The 23,215-nt window shown below is 39.8% G+C and carries 23 protein-coding genes; 12 read left to right on the forward strand and 11 right to left on the reverse strand.

The window, feature by feature from the left end; all coding sequences use genetic code 11:
- Positions 1-44: 44 nt before the first annotated feature.
- Both ACNO7B_RS04705 and ACNO7B_RS04710 read left to right on the forward strand, forming a co-directional pair.
- Complete coding sequence (locus ACNO7B_RS04705; protein WP_417901246.1) at positions 45-1,244, forward strand: globin domain-containing protein; 1,200 nt, start codon at positions 45-47, stop codon at positions 1,242-1,244.
- A gap of 67 nt (positions 1,245-1,311) precedes the next feature.
- On the forward strand, positions 1,312-2,736 hold the full coding sequence (locus ACNO7B_RS04710; RefSeq protein ID WP_411239013.1) for a SpoVR family protein: 1,425 nt from the start codon (positions 1,312-1,314) through the stop codon (positions 2,734-2,736).
- Positions 2,737-2,786: 50 nt separating this feature from the next.
- Here the strand turns inward: ACNO7B_RS04710 and ACNO7B_RS04715 are convergent, their stop codons facing one another.
- Positions 2,787-4,151 (reverse strand): alkaline phosphatase, encoded by a 1,365-nt coding sequence (locus ACNO7B_RS04715; protein ID WP_008348991.1) that lies wholly within the window; start codon positions 4,149-4,151, stop codon positions 2,787-2,789.
- Between the two features lie 354 nt (positions 4,152-4,505).
- On the opposite strand from ACNO7B_RS04715, the gene ACNO7B_RS04720 reads away from it, so the two are divergent.
- The gene (locus ACNO7B_RS04720; RefSeq protein ID WP_008348987.1) at positions 4,506-5,336 is read left to right on the forward strand and encodes a C40 family peptidase; all 831 of its coding nucleotides are present in this window, start codon (positions 4,506-4,508) and stop codon (positions 5,334-5,336) included.
- A 149-nt stretch (positions 5,337-5,485) separates the two neighbouring features.
- Here ACNO7B_RS04720 and ACNO7B_RS04725 read toward each other — a convergent pair whose 3' ends face one another.
- From ACNO7B_RS04725 to ACNO7B_RS04735, 3 genes are read right to left on the reverse strand one after another with little or no spacing between them, the layout of a single operon-like run.
- Positions 5,486-5,776: a hypothetical protein gene (locus ACNO7B_RS04725; protein ID WP_008348984.1), complete on the reverse strand. Its 291-nt coding sequence runs from the start codon at positions 5,774-5,776 to the stop codon at positions 5,486-5,488.
- Entirely contained in the window at positions 5,764-6,822 is a 1,059-nt protein-coding gene (locus tag ACNO7B_RS04730; protein ID WP_024719964.1) for an anti-sigma factor, read from the reverse strand. Before ACNO7B_RS04730 ends, ACNO7B_RS04725 begins: the two co-directional genes overlap by 13 nt.
- Entirely contained in the window at positions 6,815-7,306 is a 492-nt protein-coding gene (locus tag ACNO7B_RS04735; RefSeq protein ID WP_008348979.1) for a sigma-70 family RNA polymerase sigma factor, read from the reverse strand. Before ACNO7B_RS04735 ends, ACNO7B_RS04730 begins: the two co-directional genes overlap by 8 nt.
- A gap of 386 nt (positions 7,307-7,692) precedes the next feature.
- On the opposite strand from ACNO7B_RS04735, the gene ACNO7B_RS04740 reads away from it, so the two are divergent.
- Positions 7,693-8,295: a lysophospholipid acyltransferase family protein gene (locus tag ACNO7B_RS04740; protein ID WP_017360344.1), complete on the forward strand. Its 603-nt coding sequence runs from the start codon at positions 7,693-7,695 to the stop codon at positions 8,293-8,295.
- A 39-nt stretch (positions 8,296-8,334) separates the two neighbouring features.
- Here ACNO7B_RS04740 and ACNO7B_RS04745 read toward each other — a convergent pair whose 3' ends face one another.
- Together ACNO7B_RS04745 and ACNO7B_RS04750 are read right to left on the reverse strand one after the other, a co-directional pair.
- Positions 8,335-9,666 carry a hemolysin family protein gene (locus ACNO7B_RS04745; RefSeq protein WP_007497105.1) on the reverse strand — a complete coding sequence of 444 codons (1,332 nt, stop codon included), beginning with the start codon at positions 9,664-9,666 and terminating at the stop codon, positions 8,335-8,337.
- A 58-nt stretch (positions 9,667-9,724) separates the two neighbouring features.
- Positions 9,725-10,165 carry a MerR family transcriptional regulator gene (locus ACNO7B_RS04750; RefSeq protein ID WP_417901247.1) on the reverse strand — a complete coding sequence of 147 codons (441 nt, stop codon included), beginning with the start codon at positions 10,163-10,165 and terminating at the stop codon, positions 9,725-9,727.
- Between the two features lie 335 nt (positions 10,166-10,500).
- Here ACNO7B_RS04750 and ACNO7B_RS04755 point away from each other — a divergent pair, with 335 nt between their 5' ends.
- Positions 10,501-11,883, forward strand: coding sequence for a hemolysin family protein (locus ACNO7B_RS04755; RefSeq protein ID WP_017360343.1), 1,383 nt, complete (start codon positions 10,501-10,503; stop codon positions 11,881-11,883).
- Positions 11,884-11,972: 89 nt separating this feature from the next.
- Complete coding sequence (locus tag ACNO7B_RS04760; RefSeq protein WP_046343072.1) at positions 11,973-12,365, forward strand: hypothetical protein; 393 nt, start codon at positions 11,973-11,975, stop codon at positions 12,363-12,365.
- Here ACNO7B_RS04760 and ACNO7B_RS04765 read toward each other — a convergent pair.
- From ACNO7B_RS04765 to ACNO7B_RS04775, 3 genes are read right to left on the reverse strand one after another with little or no spacing between them, the layout of a single operon-like run.
- Positions 12,362-12,727, reverse strand: a complete 366-nt coding sequence (locus tag ACNO7B_RS04765; protein WP_417901248.1) for a CrcB family protein — start codon at positions 12,725-12,727, stop codon at positions 12,362-12,364. The two genes, ACNO7B_RS04760 and ACNO7B_RS04765, sit on opposite strands and share 4 nt — an antisense overlap.
- Positions 12,728-13,129 carry a fluoride efflux transporter CrcB gene (crcB, locus tag ACNO7B_RS04770; RefSeq protein ID WP_017366925.1) on the reverse strand — a complete coding sequence of 134 codons (402 nt, stop codon included), beginning with the start codon at positions 13,127-13,129 and terminating at the stop codon, positions 12,728-12,730.
- On the reverse strand, positions 13,129-13,845 hold the full coding sequence (locus ACNO7B_RS04775) for a glycerophosphodiester phosphodiesterase (protein ID WP_417901249.1): 717 nt from the start codon (positions 13,843-13,845) through the stop codon (positions 13,129-13,131). Before ACNO7B_RS04775 ends, crcB begins: the two co-directional genes overlap by 1 nt.
- A 305-nt stretch (positions 13,846-14,150) precedes the next feature.
- Between ACNO7B_RS04775 and ACNO7B_RS04780 the strand changes: the two genes are divergently transcribed.
- The 3 genes from ACNO7B_RS04780 (at position 14,151) to ACNO7B_RS04790 (ending at position 16,266) form a co-directional block, all read left to right on the forward strand.
- The gene (locus tag ACNO7B_RS04780) at positions 14,151-14,252 is read left to right on the forward strand and encodes a YhdX family protein (RefSeq protein WP_017360338.1); all 102 of its coding nucleotides are present in this window, start codon (positions 14,151-14,153) and stop codon (positions 14,250-14,252) included.
- Between the two features lie 164 nt (positions 14,253-14,416).
- Positions 14,417-15,505, forward strand: a complete 1,089-nt coding sequence (locus tag ACNO7B_RS04785) for a mechanosensitive ion channel family protein (RefSeq protein ID WP_017360337.1) — start codon at positions 14,417-14,419, stop codon at positions 15,503-15,505.
- Positions 15,506-15,534: 29 nt separating this feature from the next.
- Positions 15,535-16,266, forward strand: a complete 732-nt coding sequence (locus ACNO7B_RS04790; RefSeq protein ID WP_373422531.1) for an NAD-dependent protein deacylase — start codon at positions 15,535-15,537, stop codon at positions 16,264-16,266.
- Positions 16,267-16,304: 38 nt separating this feature from the next.
- On the opposite strand, the gene ACNO7B_RS04795 is transcribed toward ACNO7B_RS04790, so the two are convergent.
- Complete coding sequence (locus ACNO7B_RS04795; protein WP_268450334.1) at positions 16,305-17,159, reverse strand: polysaccharide deacetylase family protein; 855 nt, start codon at positions 17,157-17,159, stop codon at positions 16,305-16,307.
- 295 nt (positions 17,160-17,454) lie between these two features.
- Here ACNO7B_RS04795 and dat point away from each other — a divergent pair, with 295 nt between their 5' ends.
- A complete protein-coding gene (dat, locus tag ACNO7B_RS04800) occupies positions 17,455-18,309 on the forward strand; it encodes a D-amino-acid transaminase (protein WP_224562585.1) in 855 nt (284 codons plus the stop codon).
- A 47-nt stretch (positions 18,310-18,356) separates the two neighbouring features.
- Here the strand turns inward: dat and ACNO7B_RS04805 are convergent, their stop codons facing one another.
- Complete coding sequence (locus ACNO7B_RS04805) at positions 18,357-18,863, reverse strand: universal stress protein (RefSeq protein ID WP_417901250.1); 507 nt, start codon at positions 18,861-18,863, stop codon at positions 18,357-18,359.
- A 559-nt stretch (positions 18,864-19,422) separates the two neighbouring features.
- Here ACNO7B_RS04805 and ACNO7B_RS04810 point away from each other — a divergent pair.
- Together ACNO7B_RS04810 and ACNO7B_RS04815 are read left to right on the forward strand one after the other, a co-directional pair.
- Positions 19,423-21,180: an ABC transporter ATP-binding protein gene (locus ACNO7B_RS04810; RefSeq protein ID WP_024719974.1), complete on the forward strand. Its 1,758-nt coding sequence runs from the start codon at positions 19,423-19,425 to the stop codon at positions 21,178-21,180.
- Positions 21,177-23,192 carry an ABC transporter ATP-binding protein gene (locus ACNO7B_RS04815; protein WP_417901251.1) on the forward strand — a complete coding sequence of 672 codons (2,016 nt, stop codon included), beginning with the start codon at positions 21,177-21,179 and terminating at the stop codon, positions 23,190-23,192. Before ACNO7B_RS04810 ends, ACNO7B_RS04815 begins: the two co-directional genes overlap by 4 nt.
- Positions 23,193-23,215: the final 23 nt, after the last annotated feature.

The following is a 23,215-nucleotide window of genomic DNA, read 5'->3' on the forward strand; positions in this document are numbered from 1 at the left end:
ATAAAGATGTATTTAAAATACATCTTTTGAAAGAAGGAATAACGATGTTATCCACAGATCAAATGAATGCCATTAAACAATCAGCCCCTCTTCTAAAAGCTGAGGGAACAAAACTTGTGACTGTTTTTTATCAAAATATGATTAGACAGCACCCAGAGCTACTCAATCAGTTTAATAAAACAAATCTCATGAATGGAAGCCAGCCAGAGGCGCTTGCCGCAACACTCTATCAAGCTGCACTGCACATTGATCGCTTGGCAGACTTGCTTCCTGCTGTGAAACAAATTGCCCATAAGCATGTCAGTGTCATGGTGAAAAAAGAGCAGTACCCAATCGTCGGATATCACCTTCTTGAAGCAATGAAAGAGGTATTTGGGTTATCAGAGGAAGATGACACATTGTTGGCTTGGAAGGCTGCATATGACATCATTGCGAATATATTCATCACCATTGAGGCAGAAATGATGGCTGAAAATGTGAAACAAACGGGTGGATGGGCAGATGTCAAACCGTTTATTCTGAAGAAAAAGAAACAAGAATCTCCATCACTCATTTCCTTTTATTTCGTACCAGAGGATGAATCTGAGCTACCAATGTATGAAGCTGGTCAATACATTACGGTGCAGGTAGATATGCCGGGTGAAGCCTATGTATGCAGCAGACAATACAGTTTATCAGATCAATATCACCCATCTTACTATCGCATCACCGTGAAACGAGATGGGCATGTCTCCACATTCCTGCATGATGAAATGAGAGAAGGCGATATTCTTCACGTGAGTATGCCGCAGGGAATGTTCTGCTTGAAAGATGACACAAAAGAACCCGTTTATTTGATTAGTGCCGGTTCTGGTGTCACACCAATGATTGGTTTAGTGAAAACAGCGTCGCATAACAATCAGCCATTCACGATGATTCATGCAGACAGATTAGAGGATGTAACCGCTTTTGAACAAGAGTTTGAACACGTTCTCACTTCATCTCCAGAGGGGCGTATTATCCTTTGTAACGAACAATTTGAAAAGAGTGGAAAGAGTGAGCTGGTTGAGAAGGTGGCTACGCGGATTGACCGACCTTTCCTTCAATCAGTCATTGGTGAAGGAAAAGGCCAATTTTATGTTTGCGGTTCTCCAGCATTTACTCAAGAGATGATCCTTATTCTAAAAGCGATGGACATCCCAGAAGAGAATATCCATTTTGAAGCGTTCGGCGGGCAGTCCATGAAAGAAATGGAAGTCGTCTAAACAACTGGCTGAACATCATGTTTTTTTAGGTACGCTCATATAGTAGGGATAAGTCCGATGAGGAGGGATGGTTTCCTTGAGCGTATCTGAAAAGCGTCTTTTACAACGAGCCATTGATGAAATTACAGAAATTGCAGAAGGATTTGGTCTAGATTTTTATCCGATGAGGTATGAAATCTGTCCCGCGGAGATTATTTATACATTCGGTGCATATGGCATGCCAACACGATTTAGCCACTGGAGCTTTGGAAAGCAATTTCACAAAATGAAGCTTCATTATGATTTAGGATTAAGCAAAATTTATGAGCTGGTGATTAATTCAAATCCTTGCTATGCCTTTCTCCTTGATAACAATTCGCTTGTTCAAAATAAACTAATTGTGGCTCATGTCTTGGCACACTGCGATTTCTTTAAAAACAACTGCCGTTTCCAAAACACAAAACGAGATATGGTGGAAAGTATGTCAGCGGCAGCAGAGCGAATTAAAGAATATGAACATATCCACGGTACAAAAGAAGTCGAGTCTTTTTTAGATGCTGTATTGGCATTGCAGGAGCATATTGATCCGTCGCTTGTTCGTTCAAAATTAAGCTGGAATCTCGACGATGAAGATGAATATGAAGAGGACAAACCAAAACGTCAAACGCCATATGATGATTTGTGGGGAATGGATGAATCAAAAACACGTGAGAAAAAGAAAACGATCAAGCAATTCCCCCCAAAGCCAGAAAAAGATATTTTGCTCTTTATCGAGGCACACTCCCGGGAGCTAGAGCCTTGGCAGCGGGATGTGCTGACGATGCTGAGAGAGGAAATGCTCTATTTTTGGCCACAGCTAGAAACGAAAATCATGAATGAAGGCTGGGCATCGTATTGGCACCAGCGGATTATGCGTGAACTTGATTTAGATTCAAGTGAATCGATTGAATTTGCCAAATTAAATGCAGGTGTCGTGCAGCCATCTAAGACAGGAATCAATCCTTACTATTTAGGGCTGAAGATTTTTGAAGATATTGAAGAGCGCTACGATCATCCATGCGAGGAATTAAAAAAAGCAGGAGTGACGGAAGGGTCCGGTCGCAGCAAAATGTTTGAAGTGCGAGAAATTGAATCAGACATTTCTTTTATTCGAAATTACTTAACGAAAGACCTTGTGATGAGGGAAGATTTGTACTTGTTTCAAAAGCAGGGGAGAGACTATAAAGTCATTGATAAAGAATGGAAGGCAGTCCGTGATCAGCTAGTCAGCATGAGGGTCAATGGCGGCTTTCCGTATTTGACAGTCATCGATGGCGACTATTTAAAAAACAATGAACTCTATATTAAACATTGGTATGAAGGCATTGAGCTCGATCTCAAATACTTAGAAAAGGTGCTTCCATATTTGTATCAGCTATGGGGAAGAAGTGTGCATATCGAGTCAGTTCTTGAAGGAAAAGAAGTGATGTTTTCATACGATGGAAAAGGGGTTCATAGGAAGTATCTCACTTAATGATCAAAAAAGATGTCTACGACTAGACATCTTTTTTTGTGATTAGCACTTTATTGGTTTTTCAGCAGTTTGAAAATGTGTTTCGCTTGATCTGTATTTTCCATGAGCCCTTTTAGCTGCTCACTTGTTGGTCCATAAGCATAAAATGGTACTTCATCCCCTGTATGACCCGATGTGGTCCAGCCTGTATGAGACCTCGTATTGATGACTTTTTCGATGGCATCATCAATTTGAACAGGATCTTTTGTTTCAGCTGCCTTTTGAATAGAGGCGATTTCCTCTTTTGAGAAATCAAGGTCGATGTATTGTTTGAGCGCAGTCTCGACCGTCATACCCCCAACAATTTTGTTTGCAATAAAATCAGGTGTCTTCTTTGCTGCTTTGACAGGCTGATAATCCCAGCTTCCCGAGCCGTCTGCCCCGAAGGAAAGGCCGCCAGTTGAATGATCTGCTGTCGTGATGACTAATGTATTTTTATCCTTTTTTGCGAAACGAATGGCTTCTTCAAATGCTTTTTCAAAATCCTTCATCTCACTCATCGCACTGACAATATCGTGGTCATGTCCAGCCCAGTCAATTTGACTGCCTTCAACCATGAGGAAAAATCCTTTTTTGTTTTTAGACAGCTGTTTGATGGCTGAGGATGTCATGTCTTGCAAAGAAGGGGTCGTTTTATCACGATCAATTGCTTTATCGAGACCACCGTCAGCAAAAATGCCTAACAATTTTTGCTGTTTGTTTTTTTGTAAGTCAGCTTTATTGGTTACGTAACGATAGCCTGCTTTTTGAAATTCTTTCGTCAAATCACGATCTTTTCGGACAAAATCGATCAGTCCTCCGCCAAGCATGACATCGACTGTATGCTGTTTGCCAATTTTCTCATCGAAGAAATCATCAGCAATGGCTGCTGTGTTTTTTCTAGACACATCGTGGGCGGCATACGCAGCAGGTGTCGCATTGGTTAATTCAGATGTGACGACGAGACCAGTAGACTTTCCTTTGCGTTTTGCTTCTTCTAATACTGTTTTTAGTTTTTTGCCATTTTTGTTTACACCAATGGCGTTGTTGTATGTCTTTTGACCAGTTGCCATGGCTGTACCAGCTGCTGCTGAATCAGTAATGTTACTTTTAGAATCATCAGGGTATGTTTTATGCATGCCAGTGAGGTAAGGGTCAAACGCTGTTTGCTTGGAAAGATCACCGTTGTGTTTAAATGAGCGGTAAGTTGAAAGGTAAGGTGTTCCCATGCCATCTCCAATGAGCACGATCACATTTTGTACGTCATTTTTTGGTTTCTTTTTAGCCTCAGCTTTGTCAGCCTGTCCAAATTCAATTCCTGAAAAAATACCAATCGATAACACTGATGCGGCTGCGATTGCAGCTATTTTCGTTTTCGAGCTTTTCAACACACTCATTCATTTTGCCTCCTCATTGTTTATGTATCGCTCTCACGTTTACAATGGTAGAGCAGAAGTGTGGATTCCAAATGACAGCACCGTAAAGTTCACTTTAAAATTGTAAAGGTCCACTTTACATAGAATGAACCAAAAAGAGAAATGAATGTATGATTTATCTATGACAAGATGCATTTGTTTTGTCATGATTGTGTAATAAAAATGAAATAAAAAGAACCCTAAAAAAAAATAATTTTTGCCGAATTAATAAGCATAATGTCGTAGGAAGTCAAGACTATTTCTTCTGGTATTCGATCCTTATAATAGAAAGTAGATAAAAATTCGGATCACGATAGAAACATACAGGAGGAACAAATGAAAAAACAATTGATCACAGCTGCAAGTGCAGTTCTACTTGGAACGACATTATTTGCCGGAGCTGCCTCAGCACAATCAGTAAAGGTTCAAAAAGGTGACTCTCTTTCTGTTCTAGCGAAAAAATACAAAACAACCGTGAGTAAGATTAAATCAGACAATAAGTTGAAATCTAACACGATTTATGTTGGACAAACTTTAAAAGTGAATGGTACTTCTTCAAAAAAGGTAACGAAAACATCAAAAACAACAACAAAAGTAAAAGCGTCTTCAGCGACAGCCACTCATAAAGTTGTCAAAGGTGATACTTTATCTAAAATCGGCAAAAAATATGGAATGACAGTGAAAGAGCTGAAATCGTTAAATAAACTCAAAACAGATCTGATTAAAATTGGACAAAAGCTGAAAGTGAAAAAGACGTCCAAAGTGAAACCAACACCTGTCAAAGAAAAAACAGTTGCTACTTCTTCTTTAAACACGTCTAAACTCGTAGCAGATGCGAAAGCACAAAACGGTACACCATATAAATGGGGTGGAACGACACCGAAAGGCTTTGATTGCAGCGGTTTTATGTGGTATATCATTAACAAACAAACAAAGATTTCAAGACAAACAACTGAAGGTTTTTGGGGATCAATGAAAAGCGTCTCAACACCTAAAGTTGGAGATTTTGTCTTCTTTACAACCTATAAATCTGGCCCATCTCACATGGGTGTCTACCTTGGGAACAACAAGTTTATCCACGCTGCTTCTGATGGTGTGACGATCAGCGATATGACTTCAAGCTATTGGAAGCCAATTTACCTTGGCGCAAAGACATTTGTAAACTAATATCATCTAGGGACTGCTTATAAAGCAGTCTCATTTTTATATGGCGCTGTAGGTTTACCATTAAATGCAAGAAAATAAAAACGATATCATAAAAAAGCCCATGCTGCTTGGCATTAGCCAAGTAACACGGGCTTTTTATCTCATGAGATTTAAAAACCTAATTGAAGATCGACATCAATGGAGACGATCGCATAGACACAAACGATGACAAAAATATTCAGAACGACGCCTAGGAAACCTGGTCCAGTGCGGCCTTTTTTAATGAACAGTTCAATCACACCGAATGGAACTGCGGCCATTGCAAAAGGAAGCATTTGAAACGAATAAAATGTCACATTGCTAATAATGGCGAGGTTCAGCATGAGCAGCGATAAAATAGCGGTGCCGACCGAAATCCAGCCAAACACATTATGCTCTTTAAAAATTCTTACCAATTCCATAATTCCACCTCGCTCACTTTGGCCGTTTTAATGCGTTTTGTCTTCACAAATTTCTCTATTTCTTTAGAAGGACCTGTGACAACAGAACCGTAAACCGTGACACCATTTTGATTGATATAGCGTATTCGGTTAGAGAGGTCAAGTTCAGGTCTGCCAGAGATCGTTTTTGCCCAGGATGGATGCTGGTTGACATAGGCGAGGGCATCTTTGAACTGATCAACCTCTGTTTTTGATGTGTGCTGAAGCTCTTTTAAAAATTCAGAGTCTTTCCCGGGAAAACCGATTGGACGCTGATTTCCACTTAATGAATCTTCTGTTTTGATCGCATTCCAAAGCACTTTCATATCATATTTTTTAGCAAATGAATACACGTCTTTCGGTGTGTATGCTTTGTCATAGGATACATACACTTCACTCACTGTTCCTTCAGGTAGCTTGTCTAGAGTAGTGAGTGTTTGTTTTTTAGATGTATCTGCCTGAGACGAAGGGTGCGTAAAGAAATCCTCCGTATTACGTGCGCTGTCGCCATAATAAGAGATCGTAGGCTGCTTTAATTTATCGAAAAACATTTCGATTTGTTCACTGCCGATGGCTTCTGTTTTATTGCCAATTTGTTTTTGCAGCTTAAGTTCTGTGTTCATACCAAATAGTTTGACTTGTCCTTTTAAATCTTTCATATCAATGGCGACATTCGGTTTTGTTAGGGCGACTGTTACAGCGGCCGTTTCCATAAAATGATTGCCTTTACTGTCTGCTCCGCCAACGCCGTAGTATAGATAACTACCTAGTGTACAAAGCGGTAAAATAATCAATGTAGATATAACAGCAAGCACAGAAATACGTAAATAGGACTTTCTTTTTCCGTATTGTAAAATGGCTTTTTGTTTTTCAGGACTGATGGAGAAGTCTGTCCAATCTGAGTCATTCAGTTCTTGGCTTAAGCGTTTTTCATTTTCTTCCAGCTCTTCTTCAAACGCCATCATTTCTTCCTCGTTCATCTCGCCATTATTATATTGTTCCCATCGCTTATTAAACTCTTCATTCATCATTAACACCTCTGTTATATAGTGCTTTTAGGCGCTGCCTTGCACGAAATAAAACACTTTTAAAATTTGCTTCAGTAATATTCATGACCTTGGATGCTTCTTTGTAATTTAGTTCTTTTAAATAATACAATGTCAACGCTTCCTTGTAGTTATCTGGAAGTTGCTCCAAATACATGTTGAGAACTTCTTTTATTTCAATCTGTTCAGCAGGACTTTGTACAGACGTTTGTAAAAGGCCGCCAATGAGATCATCCGATATGGTCACTTCTTTTTTATGTTTCCTGACATAATCAATAAAAGCATTTCGTGCCACCTGAAATAACCAAGGTTTCACTTTGCTATGGTCGTAGGAATGAATATGTATATAAGCACGCATAAAGGTTTCCTGCAATAAGTCCTCTGCCAAATGTTTGTCTTTTGTCATGGAGAGCAGAAACCTGTAAACATCGTTCATATACATTTGATAAATTTCATCGATCGTCACTGATTTTTCTCCCCTCTATGTTATACACGCATAAGAAAGGCATAAAGTTGCACGAAACTTCTCATAGGCCGTACATTACTCATCTCTTTCGCCGAATCAAAATCATTTCTCCTTATCATAGCGAAATTTGCATCATTTATAAAGTGTTTTCAATAGAACAAATCAGGAAAAAAACTCAAAAAACGACAATTTTGGACACATTTCTTCCTCTATTCTCTCCTAAAAACACATACTTGAATACAGAAGGAGCGGTCATCTTAAGTGAAAAGATGATTTTAGTGAACCGTCTCTATTTTATCAACAGGAGAAAATTTTTAGTACCAGGTAATAAAAAATTTGTTATAATAGAAACAAATCCTTCATTCTTCAAACAAAGGAAGTGCACTATGTATAAATTTTCAGGCTATACCGTCAAAGCATTTTTTGCTCTCCGAGGCGGAATCAAAGTATATCAAAAAGAGAATCTGCCAACAGACCGGGGGTTTGTCATTGCTTGTACGCATGAGGGTTTTGTGGATGTTCTTGCATTAGGCGCAGGAATTCTTCCGTTTGAGATCCACTACATGGCGAAAAAAGAATTGTTTGCAAATAAATGGATCGGCGGATTTTTAAAGAAGATTCATGCTTTTCCAGTTGATCGAGAGAATCCTGGGCCAAGCAGTATTAAAACGCCCATTAAATTATTAAAAGAGGGGAAAATCGTTGGGATTTTTCCAAGCGGAACACGTACAACAGAAGATGTTCCTTTAAAAAGAGGGGCCGTTACGATTGCGCAGCTCGGCAAATCACCAATCGTACCAGCAGCGTACAAAGGACCTTCTAATGCAAAAAGCCTTTTTAAGAAGGGGAAAATGCGCTTAATTATTGGTGAACCGATTGAGCTGTCTGAATTTGATCATCTGCCGCCAAAAGAAAGATTAGGTGCGATGACAGAAGTATTAAACACAAGAATCAAAGAACTTGAAGCTAAGTTAATCGAAAAGGGATAAAGAAAACGACCACTTGCTAAGGCAAGGGTCGTTTTTTTCTTAAGAAGCGCCTTCTTCAGCTGCTTCTAATAGTTGTTCGTTTAGTTTTTTGACTTCGATATATGCCACATGGTGTCCATCGACTTCATTAATGATAAATTCATAGCCTTGTTCACGAATCGCGTCATTTTTCTCGACTTCATATTTTTGTGTAAGGAACCAGCCGCCGATTGTGTCGACTTCTTCGTTATCAAGCTGAATACCTAGTAGCAGGTTAACTTGATCTACAAGGACCTTTCCATCAAAGATGTAGTGGTCTTCTCCCAATTTACGCACTTCGTTGATTTCATCAATATCGAATTCATCACGAATTTCACCGACAATTTCTTCAAGGATGTCTTCAACTGTTACAAGTCCGGCTGTACCGCCATATTCATCTGATAAAATGGCCATGTGTACACGCTCACGCTGCATTTTAAGCAGTAGATCATGAACAGGAACTGTTTCAATTACATGAATAATCGGGTTTACAAAATGTTCGATCGTATCACTTGTGGAACATTCACCACTAATACATGCAGTGAGTACTTCTTTAATATTCACAACACCGATAATGTTGTCTTTATCGCCATCTTCAATTGGATAACGTGTATATTTCTCGACTTTGGTCACTTTCAGCATTTCCTCAATCGTAATATCGTGCGGGAAGCTGACAACTTCGGTACGAGGAATCATAATTTCTTTCGCCAGACGGTCATCAAATTCAAAAATTTTATTCACATATTTGAATTCAGACTGGTTAATCTCGCCGCTCTTATAGCTCTCAGATAAAATAATCCGCAATTCTTCTTCAGAGTGCGCCATGTCATGCTCAGAAACTTGTTGAAGACCAAATGCTTTCGTTAATAAACGAGCAGATCCATTTAACACCCAAATGAACGGAAACATCACTTTATAAAATATCATAAGCGGTCTAGCAAATAGAAGGGACACTTGCTCAGCCTTTTGAATGGCGAGTGTTTTTGGGGCAAGCTCTCCAACCACGACGTGTAAAAACGTCATAATACTAAACGCAATAATAAAAGTGACAATATGACTGGCTGATTGAGGAATCGACAGCTCTACAAATAGTGGAGCAAGCATATGCGCAATTGTTTCTTCCCCTAACCAACCAATACCAAGGGCGGTAATGGTGATACCGAGCTGACAGGCCGACAGATACTCATCAAGGTGAGTCGTGACATGCTTGACAGCAACTGCTGTTTTATTACCTTCTGCGATTAACTGATCAATTCTTGAGCTTCTTAAGCGAATGATCGCAAACTCCGATGCAACGAAAAACGCGGTTAAAGCTATAAGTAAAGCAACTATGAGTAAATTCACTATGTCCAATTAAGGCCTTCGTTCTGACTTTGAGAACGAAGGTAACACCTCCTGTTTAGTAAAAATTTTAACTTAACAGCAGTAAAAATGATTGGACAGCCGTCATTTTTTCAGGAGTAAGCTGCTCTTTTAGTTTTTCACGTTGTTCTGGCTGAAGCTGCTTACAACGTGCCAAAATGCGGTCCATATGCTCATTCATCCGATCGATATCAGAGGTTAAATGGACAAGTTCGTCATGTTCTTCCTTTTGAGAAGGGAATTGTTCATCTAATCTGGATTTGATGTCAGAAAGAGCCAATCTCTGCTGTTTGCAAAGAACGATTAATTGTAATCGTTCTAAAGCATGTTCATCGTAATAACGATAATTAGAGCAAGATCTAACAGGCGCAAGCAACCCTAGATTCGTATAATAATCTACAGTTCGTTTCGTCACCTGTGCAATCTGTGCTAGTTCACCAATACGATACTTTTTCTCAGCCCCATCTGAACATCTCCTCCTAACCGTCACGTTATAGTTTATGAAAATAGTTTAATATAATTCGAGTCTGAAATACAAGATAATTGTTCAGATTTCCTGCCAATATGAAGAAACAAAGGGCATTTCCATCAATTTGGGTTGTCATCTCTAAAATACTGTAGCGATACAGGAATTTTCAGATTATTTATGGTAAGATAAAATGAATACCGTTTCATATATATGTAGAGAGACGGATTTTACGTGAACCGGAGGTGGTTAAGTGGGGCCCTCAAAGTAGTCTTATTTAATCAGTTAACCGTTTTGCAAAAGACAACATCATCAATCAGGAGGTGACTCCTTGTTCTTCTAAGAAAGAGCAAGGTTAAATGGACGATATTGTTAATCTGAGTATAGTCGGAGTTTTGATTGCTTTAACAGCTTTCTTTGTTGCATCTGAATTTGCCATTGTAAAGGTGAGAAGTTCAAGAATTAATCAGCTTGTTGCCGAAGGGTCCAAAAAGGCTATCATGGCGAAAAAGGTGACATCAAGGCTAGATGAATATTTGTCAGCCTGCCAGCTCGGTATTACAGTGACATCCCTTGGTTTAGGGTGGATCGGTAAACCGGCAGTAAAAGAACTTTTAGTTCGAGGTTTTGGTTTGACAAACATTCCTGATTCAGCAATCAGCCTGATCTCAGCAACACTTGCGTTCTCTATTATTACCTTTTTGCATGTAGTTGTTGGCGAGCTTGCACCAAAAACACTTGCCATACAAAAGGCAGAAAAAATGACGCTTTGGCTGTCAGGACCGCTGCATGCATTTTATATCCTTATGTACCCTTTCATTTATGTGTTGAACGGGTCAGCCCGTGTACTAACGAAAATGATGGGTATCGATATGGGGTCTGAAAAAGAACATTCCCATTCCGAAGAGGAATTAAAGATTTTATTATCTGAAAGCTTAAAAAATGGGGAAATCAACTCATCAGAGTATAATTATATGAACAAGATATTCGATTTTGATAATCGAATCGCAAGAGAAATTATGATACCGCGAAGAGAAATTTGTGCGATTCCAGAAGATATGCCGTTAGACGAAATACTGGCGATCATGACAAAGGAAAAGTACACACGCTTCCCAGTGTTTTCAGGGGATAAAGACCATGTCATAGGCATGCTCAACAAAAAGCAGCTCTTTGCAGATATTGTGTACCAAGGAGAAAAAGATCAACTGAAGCTTCAAGATTATATTTATCCAGTGATTGAAGTGATTGACACGATTCCAATTCAAGAGCTTCTCGTCAAGATGCAGCGCGATCGAATGCATATGGCGATTTTAACGGATGAATATGGCGGGACATCTGGACTTGTCACAACAGAGGATATTTTAGAAGAGATTGTTGGAGACATTCGAGATGAATTCGATGAAGATGAGCAACCTGTCATTCAAAAGAGAGCGGAGCATCATTATATATTAGATGGAAAAGTGAGATTAGAGGAAGTTCAAGATTTGATCGAAATGTCATATCATGATGAAGAAATTGATACGATAGGTGGGCTAATCTTAAATGAGAACATTGATATCCGAGAAGGACAATCCATTTATCTTGATGATATTCGGATGAAGGTCTTGGAGATGGATGGACGCTATGTGAAAAAGATCGACCTGAAAAAAGGCGTCACATCATCAGAAAAAGAAAATACACGCACAGGGCTTGATATAAAAGAGCCGCTGTTAGTAAATGAAATGACCTTGAGCGAAAAATAAGCTCAAGGTTTTTTTAGGTATTTAGCCTCTTTTTTAAGAATGTATGTTCGTATACAATAAGAACAAACGTTCGTAAAAGGGGGATGGACATGCTCTGGTATGAAACAGCAAGTATCACGGAGAAAAAAACCTCAATGAAACGTATTGAGTTTCATTTAAAAAATTTCAAGAACTATCAAGCAGCCATTTTAAATATTGAAAGACAGCTTGAAAAGCGAAGTTCTCTCCAACATCATCATATGGCACGTCAAAAATTAGAAGAGCAGAAAAATCAGTATGAACTGATTGTTGCTTGTATTGAAACGGCTTTAAAAGAATTGGATGAAATAGAGCAGCAGCTCATTGATTATAAGTATTTTCGAGATTGGCGCATGGCAAAATGTGCAATCGAAATCGGCTATAGTGAGAAGACACTATTTTTAATGAAGCGCCAGCTGATGGATCAACTGCTCATCAGCCTAGCAGCCATCACAGATATTTAAAACAGAAGTTGTCCTATTTGATAAAACGCCGCAAAAAGGGATAAAGAGCCGATAATTGTCACAAGTAAATAGGCAGCAAGCTTTCCTATTTGACGCTGCATCAGCATCGTCGCAGATTCTACACTAAACGTAGAGAATGTGGTAAAGCCTCCAAAAAAACCGGTTCCTATGATCACTAGCAGTGGATGATTGGACGTTACAGCGCCTGTGAGAAAACCTAAACCGGCTGCACCTAATAAATTAATGAAAATAATACTGTACGGGAAAAGGGCATGGGATGGATTTTTCTGGATTGTTTGGCTGATGAAGAAACGACATGCACTGCCGATCCCTCCAGCTACAGCTGTATAAAAAACAATCATTTATCTGCTTCCTTTCTGCTGCTTATTTTGATGAAAGAGCCGTTCAGCAAGGATCAGGCCAGCTAAAGCAGCGGCTACTCCAGCAATGACTGAGAGCAGGATGTACATCATACTTAAATTGAACTGCCCTGCCTGTAACAGAAGAACTGTCTCTTTAGAAAAGGTGGACATGGTCGTAAACCCGCCGCAAAACCCTGTTCCAATCAAAGCTGCAAGATCTTTTTTTCCTTTCTGAAATAGAAAGTAACCTGTCGCAAAACCAAGAAGCAGGCTGCCGGAAATGTTTTCAATCATCGTTGCATAGGGGAATGTCTGGCTGATGACAGTTTGGCTTAGTTCATATCTGCAAAGTGTACCAATCAATCCACCGATAAAAACGGCGAAATAAGTTTTCATCTGCATCATTTCTCCTTTTGAAAAAATAGCGGGTTATCCGTTACCACACCATCAATTGGATATTTTTTGATTCGATCCGCTGTTTTTTGATCTTTTACAGTCCATATAAACACATCCATCCCGAATGTGTGGATGCGGTCTATCCACCATCTATTGATCATCGTTTTCTTCATATTAAGACAATTTGTAAACGAGCTGTATGTCGTTAACTTTCGTTTCGTTAGTTTAAATGCATCAGGCTTTATAATCAAAGCTGTGCGAAGAGAAGGGGCGAATGCTTTGATTCTTTGCAGTGCATGAACATCAAAAGATTGAATGATGATATGACGAGAATAGGCAAACCGATTGATGATGCGGGCAACTGCCTTTTCGATTCCTATCTGCCGTTTTGGGTGTTTGATCTCGATCAATATTCCAATCCGCTGACTGTATCTTTCAAGAATTTCTTGTAATGTTGGAATTCGTTCATTCGTATACTGTTGGTCAAACCAGCTTCCTGCGTCCAGTTTTTTCAACTGATCAAGTGTATAGCTTTTGACTAATCCGTTTCCGTTCGTCGTTCGATCAACGGTATCATCATGGATGACGACGACGTGCTGATCCATGGTCATTTGTACGTCTAATTCAATATAATCTGCTCCTTGCTCGACAGCTACATCAAACGCAGCGATTGTATTTTCTGGGGCTGCGCTTGATGACCCTCTATGTGCGATAATATACACCTGCTCCAGCTCCCTAACATAAGTTCTGGTCTTATCATATCAAATGCTTTGGTGGTTTTCCTTCTTTACTATATGGAGAAGAAGATCGCCGTATTATCATGGAACCTCATGTACCGAAAAAGCTTGATGTATCATTTTGAAAAGTTACAGGAATAGAGCAAGCTTTGATTGAGTAAACCTGAATTACATCAATTTTTCTTCGATCAATTTTGTCCAAATCGTCAGCGTTCGTCAAAATATTAGTGCTTTCGTCATGTTGACTGAAAATTCTGATGTTTTATAATGATGAAAAGGAGGCGAGATGATTGGGTAAAGGGAGAATTAGAGTGGAAGAACGTATTAAGGCCGAAACGGATGCTGAAATGTTTAAAGCGACTCTCCTTGATCAGGCTCAGAAGAAAAAGTAGTTTGCTGCCCGTCGATATGTCTCAAGCCAAAATTTCATAATTGAACATCATGCCTCGGGATAGGTCCCGAGGCTTTTTATATAGAGGTCAGACATTTAAGAGAGGACATAAACGAAGGTTATATTATAAACTAGAGAGGATTGTTTTAAAGGAGAGAGACAGAGATGTTTACACAAAAATGGATGGATACATATTTTACAGTCGATATTGCGATCCAAATAGGCATTAGCCTTTGTATTTTATTGCTTTTTTTATTACTTCGAAAAGTATTTACAAAATACTTGTTTCACCTGCTCTTTAAGCTGACAAATCGGTCTAAAACCGAAGTCATTAACCAAATTGTCGTGGCGTTTGAAAAACCTGCGAGGCTGTTTTTTGTGGCACTAGGTTTATATTTTGCGTTAAGACAAGCCCCATACTTTGAGCACCATATGGATGTCATTGTCAAATTGTATAGATCCTCTATTATTTTGATGCTGACGTGGGGACTTTGTAATCTAACCGCAGCTTCTTCTTTCTTATTTCAAAAAGTGAATTCAAAATTTGAATTAGAGATGGATGATATTTTAGCGCCATTTTTATCAAAGGTTCTTCGTTTTATTATTATTGCACTGAGTATTAGCGTCATTGCACAAGAGTTTAATTATGATGTGAACGGACTTGTGGCAGGGCTTGGTCTAGGTGGTCTTGCTTTTGCGCTCGCTGCGCAGGATACAGTGGCGAACTTTTTTGGAGGAATTGTGATTATTACAGAGAAGCCTTTTACAATGGGCGATTTTGTAGAGACTCCAAGTGTACTTGGGACTGTAGAGGACATTACCTTCCGAAGCACAAAATTTAGAACACCTGCTGAAGCGGTGGTGACTGTACCAAATTCGACCCTTTCAAAGGAGCCAATCACAAATTGGACGAGAATGAATAAACGTCAAATTACGTTCTCCGTTCGCGTATCTTACAATACACCGAAAGAAAACATTGATAAGTGCATCAAACGTCTGAAGCAAATGCTTTATGAGCATGATGGGGTTCATAAGGAAACGATTATGGTGAATTTCGATGTGCTGGCAGACAGCTATTTAAACTTATTCTTTAACTTTTATACAAACACAACGGCTTGGTCTGAAAACCTGGATATTAAGCAGGATATTAACTATCGCATTATTGATATTTTCCATGAAGAAGGGGTAGAATTTGCTTTCCCTGGACAGACCATTTATATGAAACAAAAAGGTGAGAAACAGCTCGGTGAATAAAGGAGGAATGGTGGTTGGATCAAACAAAAGTGGCAGCGCTAAGAGAGAGATTATCAAAGGCCTCACATATTACAGTCCTTTCAGGTGCTGGGATGAGCACAGAATCGGGAATTCCCGATTTTAGATCAACGGGTGGACTATGGACAGAAGATACCTCTCGCATGGAGGCAATGAGCCGGTCTTACTTTTTATCACATCCGCATCAATTTTGGCCGAAATTCAAAGAATTGTTTCAAATGAAGATGAGTGGAGAGTACGAGCCAAACGCTGGACATGCTTTTTTAGCCAATTTAGAAAAGCAAGGAAAACGCGTGGATATTTTCACGCAAAATATCGATGGTCTGCATAAAAAAGCGGGAAGCCAGCATGTGTATGAACTGCATGGTTCCATTCAAACAGCTACATGTCCATCATGCGGGTCTACATACGAACTGCCTTATTTATTACAAGAAGAGGTACCGGTTTGTGAGCGAATTTCATCAGACGGCCGCGCGTGTGGGCGAGTACTTAAAACAGATGTTGTCCTTTTTGGGGACATGGTGAAGCACTTTGATCAAGTGGAGAAATCGCTCCAGCAAACGGACATGCTACTCGTCATGGGAACTTCCTTAGAAGTGGCACCAGCCCGATATATTCCAGAAGATGCTGCTCATCATCCTTCCATCTTTAAGGTCATGATGAATTTAAGTGAAACGGAATTCGATCCGCTGTTTGATCTTGTCTTTCACGAACGAATTGGCGAGCTTGTGAATGCTTTATAAATCATAAAAAACCCGCATCCAATAGGTGCGGGTTTTCTTTATTGCTGTAGTGGCTTCATTGTTTCATCAAGGACTTCAAACGTGTAGCCCTTCGCCTTTAATTGTGTGATCAGGCTGTTTAAGTATTTTGCGGTAGCTGGTTGATCATGCATTAAGATGATTTTTGGCTCTTTCGGGTACTTGGTTTCAAGCACTTGCAGCTGATTTAATACTTCTGGTACATATTTTGAGCTTTTATATTTCCAGTCAAGACTGTCAATGGTCCAGTCCCAGTATACAAAGCCTTTTTGTTTTAAACGTGTTTTTTGCTGGTCTGTTAAGTTTGGAGAACTGCCATAAGGTGTTCTCACAAGATGTGTATATTCACCAGTAACAGAAGCCAATATACGTTGATCTTCTTTCATCTCATTTACAGGAGAATCACTTTTTTGATAAAAGCGTTTCACATCATGCGTGATGCCATGAAGTCCTAGTTGATGACCTTCTTGATGAAGTCTTTTCACAGCTGCTGGGTGTTCTTTGATTTGCGGCCCGAGCATAAAGAATGTGGCCTTCACTTGCTGTGATTTTAGCACATCTAACAGCTGATTTGATGTAGCAGAAGGGCCATCATCAAAGGTCAAAAAGATCGTTTGATCCGTTACATGTTTGTTTGGATTGATCTTAAAATGTGCATCTAATGTTTTTGGCGAATCATCTTTTGCTTTCAGACTTGTACTTGTGTCTCGAAATGGACTGCTCGCAGACACTTCATTCGGTTGATCTGCTGCCTGCATATTGGTTTTAGACATATCCCAAATGAAAAAAAGGATCAATGTCAGAATGACTAGACCAATCGCCTTTGAGAGCAGCATCGTGTTTGAAGGTGTCTTTTTTTTCGTAACCCGTTGCATTACAATCGCTCCAATAAATCAGTAGTTTGTGTCGAATCATGTAGTGGATTCTGTCTTTTTTCGCTGTTTTTTGTCGTGCTCATATGGAGTAAGTATACAGGAAAAAAGAGCCTATGAATATAGAAGATGCTAAAAAATTGGAATCTTTTTGGTTATGAATCTATATTTGTTACAATAGAAGGTTATCCAGTCAAATGGATATGAAATAATTCTGAATAATCATTGAAACGTTTACATTTATCCGCTAAGATAGCATCAGATTCAACCATTAAGCGAAGCGAAGGGGAGATTCCATATGAAAGTATTGTACAATGGGGATTTTATTGAAAAAAAAGATGCACATGTTGATATTGAAGACAGAGGCTATCAATTTGGCGACGGAGTCTATGAGGTCATCCGCGTATATAATGGGACTTTGTTTACATTAAAAGAGCATACTGAGCGTCTATTCAAGAGTGCAAAGGAAATCGGCATTCATCTGCAAGGTACAGTATCCGATATGGAAGAGAATTTGAAGAAGCTAGTCGCAGATAATCAAGTGATTGATGGCGGCGTGTATATTCAAGTCACGCGAGGCGTCGCACCTCGTAAACATCAATATGGTGCACTTACCCCTCAGATTACGGCATATACATTTCAAGTGAAAAAGCCTATTCAAGAGCAGACAGCTGGTGCGAAAGCTCTATTGTCTGAAGATCTTCGCTGGTTAAGATGTGATATTAAAAGCTTAAACCTTTTATATAACGTCATGGAAAAGCAGAAAGCGTCTGAAGCTGGTGCGTTTGAAGCGATTTTAATAAGAGACGGCTTTGTGACAGAGGGGACGTCCTCGAATGTATATGCCGTCATTGACGGTGTCATTCGTACACACCCAGCAAATAACCTGATTTTAAACGGCATTACACGTAGAAAGCTGCTAGAGGTTTGTCAGGAAGAAGGATGTCGTGTGGAAGAAACCCGCATGAGTAAAGACGAACTTTTGCATGCGCAGGAAATTTTCATTAGTTCAACGACAGCTGAAGTGATTCCAATTGTAGAGATAGATGGTCAGCCAGTTGGGAAAGGTGTTCCAGGAGAGATCACGAAGCGTGTACAGGAAGGGTTCCAGAAAAAAATTAAGCATGAAAGCGAAGCATCTATTTCTTCATAAAAAGAAAAAGGCTGTAAACATTGGTTTACAGCCTTTTGTGATGATATTTATTTCACGATCAGTACAGGTATATCTGATTTGGACGATAACTTTTCACTTACACTGCCAAAGAGCATTTTTTTCAATCTGCTTTGGTCACGTGCTCCCATGACGATGAGGTCTGCTGAAATCTTTTCAGCGTATTCGATAATCGCTTCTGCAGGCTCCCCTTCAACAATTTCGATCGTAGCTTCAAACTGCTCTTCATTTAACAGCATTCTTGCTTCTGCAACGACCTCTTCTGTATGATCTTCAAAAATCAAGGGACTTTGCTGTTCATCATGAGGTACATACACAGGGGGTGTTTGAAGGTCTGCCATGCCGCCTCCGATATAAGCGCCGCCAGTCATTGGGCGAGGTGCATCAAACACCTGTCTGCTGGATTTCCCATCATGAGCGTAGGCAACGGTCAACTTGGCATTCAACGTTTTGGCTAAAGCGATTGCCTTCTTTAATGCTTTCTTACTGTCTTCATGTCCATCAAACGCAACGACCATCCGATCAGCTTGAAACAATGTCCTCATTCCTTTCAAAAGGAGTCTATACGTTCATGGTATACCCGTTATGAGAAAAAGATACACATGAAAACGATTGTGTTTTTGTTAGAAAATTTCATTTATTGAAAAATATTTATTGACAAAATGGTGACAGCCACTATAAGATAAAAAAAGATTCAAGAGCCAAAAGGAGGAAATGTCATGTGCAACATCATTGGAAGAATGAAATCAAACTGCATGAATAGGTTGATTCACGTGACAATTACACCTTCATTGGTCATTGAAAAGGGACTCGTATGTTCCAATTGATCGGATGAATCAAGGCGTATGTTGCGTATTTGTCAACATGCGCCTTTTTATAATGTATAAAAGAGGCGTACCAGTTAGCTGGTTGCCTCTTTTTTTGTTGTATACATTTCGTATCTCGAAATAATGGAATGCATCAACAACTAAATGAAGAGGAGTGAAAGCATGTGAACATGCCAAAGGCAAGACAAATGACAAAAGTTCAAAAAACGAAACAAGGTGACAATCAGGAAAATATAGAAAGCGGCTAGCTTTAAAAGGAGAGACAAACATGTTTTCAGTATTTGTGAAATTAGGCTGGTTCTTTAAACAAGAGTGGAGGCGCTATACAATCGCCATTACGCTGCTGCTCATTGTGAATGTGCTTGAAATGCTGCCACCGAGGTATCTGGGTCAAGCAGTTGATGACATTCGGTCTGGTCAATTTACAACATCCAGTATTCTGTTTTACGTAACCATTTTTTGCTTACTTGGTGTCAGTGTCTATGCGCTCACCTACTTTTGGATGTATCAGTTATTTGGCGGCGCGAATGTCATGGAGCGTGTGATGCGCGGAAAATTAATGCGCCACTTACTTAAGATGACACCCACCTTTTATGAAAAGAAAAAAACCGGAAATCTAATGGCGCTAGGTACAAATGATTTGAATGCTGTGGCTTTAACAACAGGCTTTGGCGTTTTAACATTAGTCGATTCCACTGCTTACATGCTGATGATCTTTTTTACGATGGGGCTGACGATCAGCTGGAAATTAACTTTAATGGCCATTATTCCGATGCCGTTGATGGCGATTTTGATAGCGTTTTATGGCAGTAAAATTCATGAACGCTTTACAGTCGCTCAAGATGCATTTGGTGATATGAATGATCGTGTATTAGAATCAGTTGCCGGCGTTCGGGTGATTCGGTCTTTTGTACAGGAAAAACAAGATGTGAATCGCTTTCGAGAAATGACAGATGATGTTTTTCAAAAAAATATGAGAGTAGCGATCATTGATTCATTGTTTGAGCCGACGGTGAAATTGCTTGTGGGGATCAGTTATTTAATCGGTATCGGTTACGGCGCATATCTTGTGTTCCAAAGTGATTTAACCATTGGTGAGCTTGTCGCATTTAACGTCTATCTGGGGATGATGATCTGGCCAATGTTTGCCATTGGTGAATTAATTAATATCATGCAAAGAGGAAATGCCTCATTAGACCGGTTGAATCATACTCTCAGTTATCAACCGGATGTAACTGACGCAGCCAAGCCAAAAAGATTACAAGAGCCTGGCGATATTCAATTTGAACATGTGACATTTAGGTATCCAACTTCCTCTAAAGATAATCTAACGGATGTCTCCTTTACTGTACGAAAAGGGCAAACGATTGGTATTACAGGAAAAACGGGAAGCGGAAAAACAACGATTGTCAAACAGCTTCTTCGTCAGTATCCGACAGGTGATGGGAAGATCTTGCTTTCAGGTGTTCCAATTGAGGACATTGAATTGGATCAACTGTTCCAATGGATTGGCTATGTTCCGCAAGATCATGTCCTTTTCTCAAAAAGTGTAGAAGAGAATATGCGTTTCGGTCATAGAGACGCGAGAGAAGCTGAATTAGCACAAGCGATTAAAGATGCTTACTTTGAAAAGGATTTACGCCTTTTACCAGAAGGCTTGGAAACCATGGTTGGAGAAAAGGGAGTGGCGCTGTCAGGAGGACAGAAGCAGCGGATTTCCATTGCACGTGCTTTATTAATTGACCCAGACATTTTGATTTTGGATGACTCGTTATCTGCAGTTGATGCAAAAACAGAAACGGCTATTTTAGAGAATTTAAGACAAAATCGTCATGGAAAAACGACATTTATTACAACCCACCGTCTATCAGCTGTAGAGCATGCGGATCTCATTCTTGTCATGGAAGAAGGACGTATTGTTCAAAAGGGAACCCATCAAGCGCTTATTCAGCAAGATGGATGGTATAAAGAGCAATTTCTGCGTCAGCAGCTGACAAATCAGCTGGAAGGAGGGGATGAGGCATGACAACAGGGAGAAGACTTCTTGCCTATGCACTCCTGTATAAAAAAGTATTGTCTGTTGCTTTGATCTTTCTCATCATTGCAGTTGGTGCTGAGTTGACAGGACCTTTCATTGGGAAAAAAATGATTGATGATCATATTTTAGGTGTAGAAAAACCGTATGTTGAGGTAAATGAAAAAACAGATAAAACGGTTTATTACCAGGGAAATAACTATATAAGAAGTGACCGGCTACAGAATCAAAATGAAGCTGGAAAGCAAATCAATGTCGTGCAAGTCGGATTTGGGTACTATTTTGTGAATGAACCGATTCGATTTGACGGGAGCCGGACAATAAAAGGGGATCAGCTCACCATTGAAAATGGGAGCGAGCGTGAGACGTATCAGGTACAGCAGTTATCCAAAGAGGAAATCTTTGCTTTTTATCAGCCGGAAATCAGTGGTTTGGTACAGCTTGTTCTATTTTATTTTGGGATGCTCGTCATTGCGATTTTCTTTCAATATGGGCAGCACTATTTACTCCAGCGTATTGCAAATCGCATTATTCAAAAAATGCGAGTGGACGTATTTGAACATATTCAAACGCTTCCGATTCGGTATTTTGATAATTTACCGGCTGGAAAGGTTGTCGCCCGGATTACGAATGACACAGAAACCATTCGTGATTTATATGTCACAGTACTCGCTAATTTCGTCACAAGTGCCATTTACATGGTTGGAATTTATATCGCCATGTTCTTATTAAATGTGAAGCTGGCGCTTATTTGTTTAGTGGCTGTTCCGATTATTTTCCTATGGTCGATGACTTACCGAAAGTTTGCGTCAGTTTACAATCATCGCATTCGATCCATCATCAGTGAAATTAATGCCAAGCTAAATGAAGCCATTCAAGGAATGACGATTATTCAAGCATTTCGACATGAACAAGCAACGAAAGAAGAATTTGATGAGCTGAATAACAATCACTTTCGATATCAGCGAAAGATGCTTCATTTAAATTCACTGCTTTCACATAACTTGGTGAATCTGCTTCGGAACTTAGCATATGTCGCACTCATTTGGTATTTTGGCGGCGCGTCCTTAAGTGCGACGGGCATTGTGTCGATTGGGGTGCTCTATGCATTTGTCGATTATTTAAATCGTTTGTTCCAGCCGATTACAGGCATTGTGAATCAATTCTCTAGATTAGAATTAGCCAGGGTTTCATCTGAACGGGTCTTTCGATTATTAGATGAGCCAGGTACTGAAGTGGAAGAACCGGTTCAGAAGAAAATCGAGGGGCACGTTCAATTTCAGGATGTTACCTTTGCGTATAATGAAGGGAAAAATGTATTAAAGAACATCACCTTTGAGGCGAAAAAAGGTCAGACGGTGGCACTCGTTGGACATACCGGTTCTGGGAAAAGTTCGATCATGAATTTGCTGCTACGTTTTTATGATATTCAGCATGGGGATATCCTCATTGATGGAGAAAGCATCTATGATCAGTCGCGCCAAACGCTGCGTAAACAAATGGGCATTGTACTGCAAGATCCTTATTTATTTTCTGGAACGATCGCATCCAATGTCAGTTTAGGAAATGAAGACATTAAAAGAGAAACGATTGAAACATCGTTAAAGCAAGTGGGCGCAGCAGAACTATTAAAGCATTTGCCTGAAGGTTTTGATGAACCAGTTGTTGAAAAGGGGAGTACTCTTTCCTCTGGGGAGCGTCAATTGATTTCATTTGCCCGTGCACTGGCATACGATCCAGCGATCTTAATTCTAGATGAAGCGACGGCTAACATTGATACAGAAACAGAAGCCATCATTCAACGGGCACTGGATGTCGTCAAAGAAGGACGAACCACTTTTGTCATTGCGCACCGATTATCTACTATTAAGAAAGCTGACATGATTTTGGTGTTAGAAAAGGGTGAGATTGTCGAGCGCGGCAGCCACGAAGAGCTCATGGAGCAAGGCGGACTGTATGCGCAAATGTACGAATTACAAAAGGGAGCTGTGACGAGCGGCTGATAGGATGAGTAGCAAAAGCCTCT

Origin of the sequence: Bacillus sp. AK25 (genome assembly GCF_048270685.1) — a bacterium.
Classification (GTDB): Bacteria; Bacillota; Bacilli; order Bacillales; family Bacillaceae; genus Bacillus; species Bacillus altitudinis.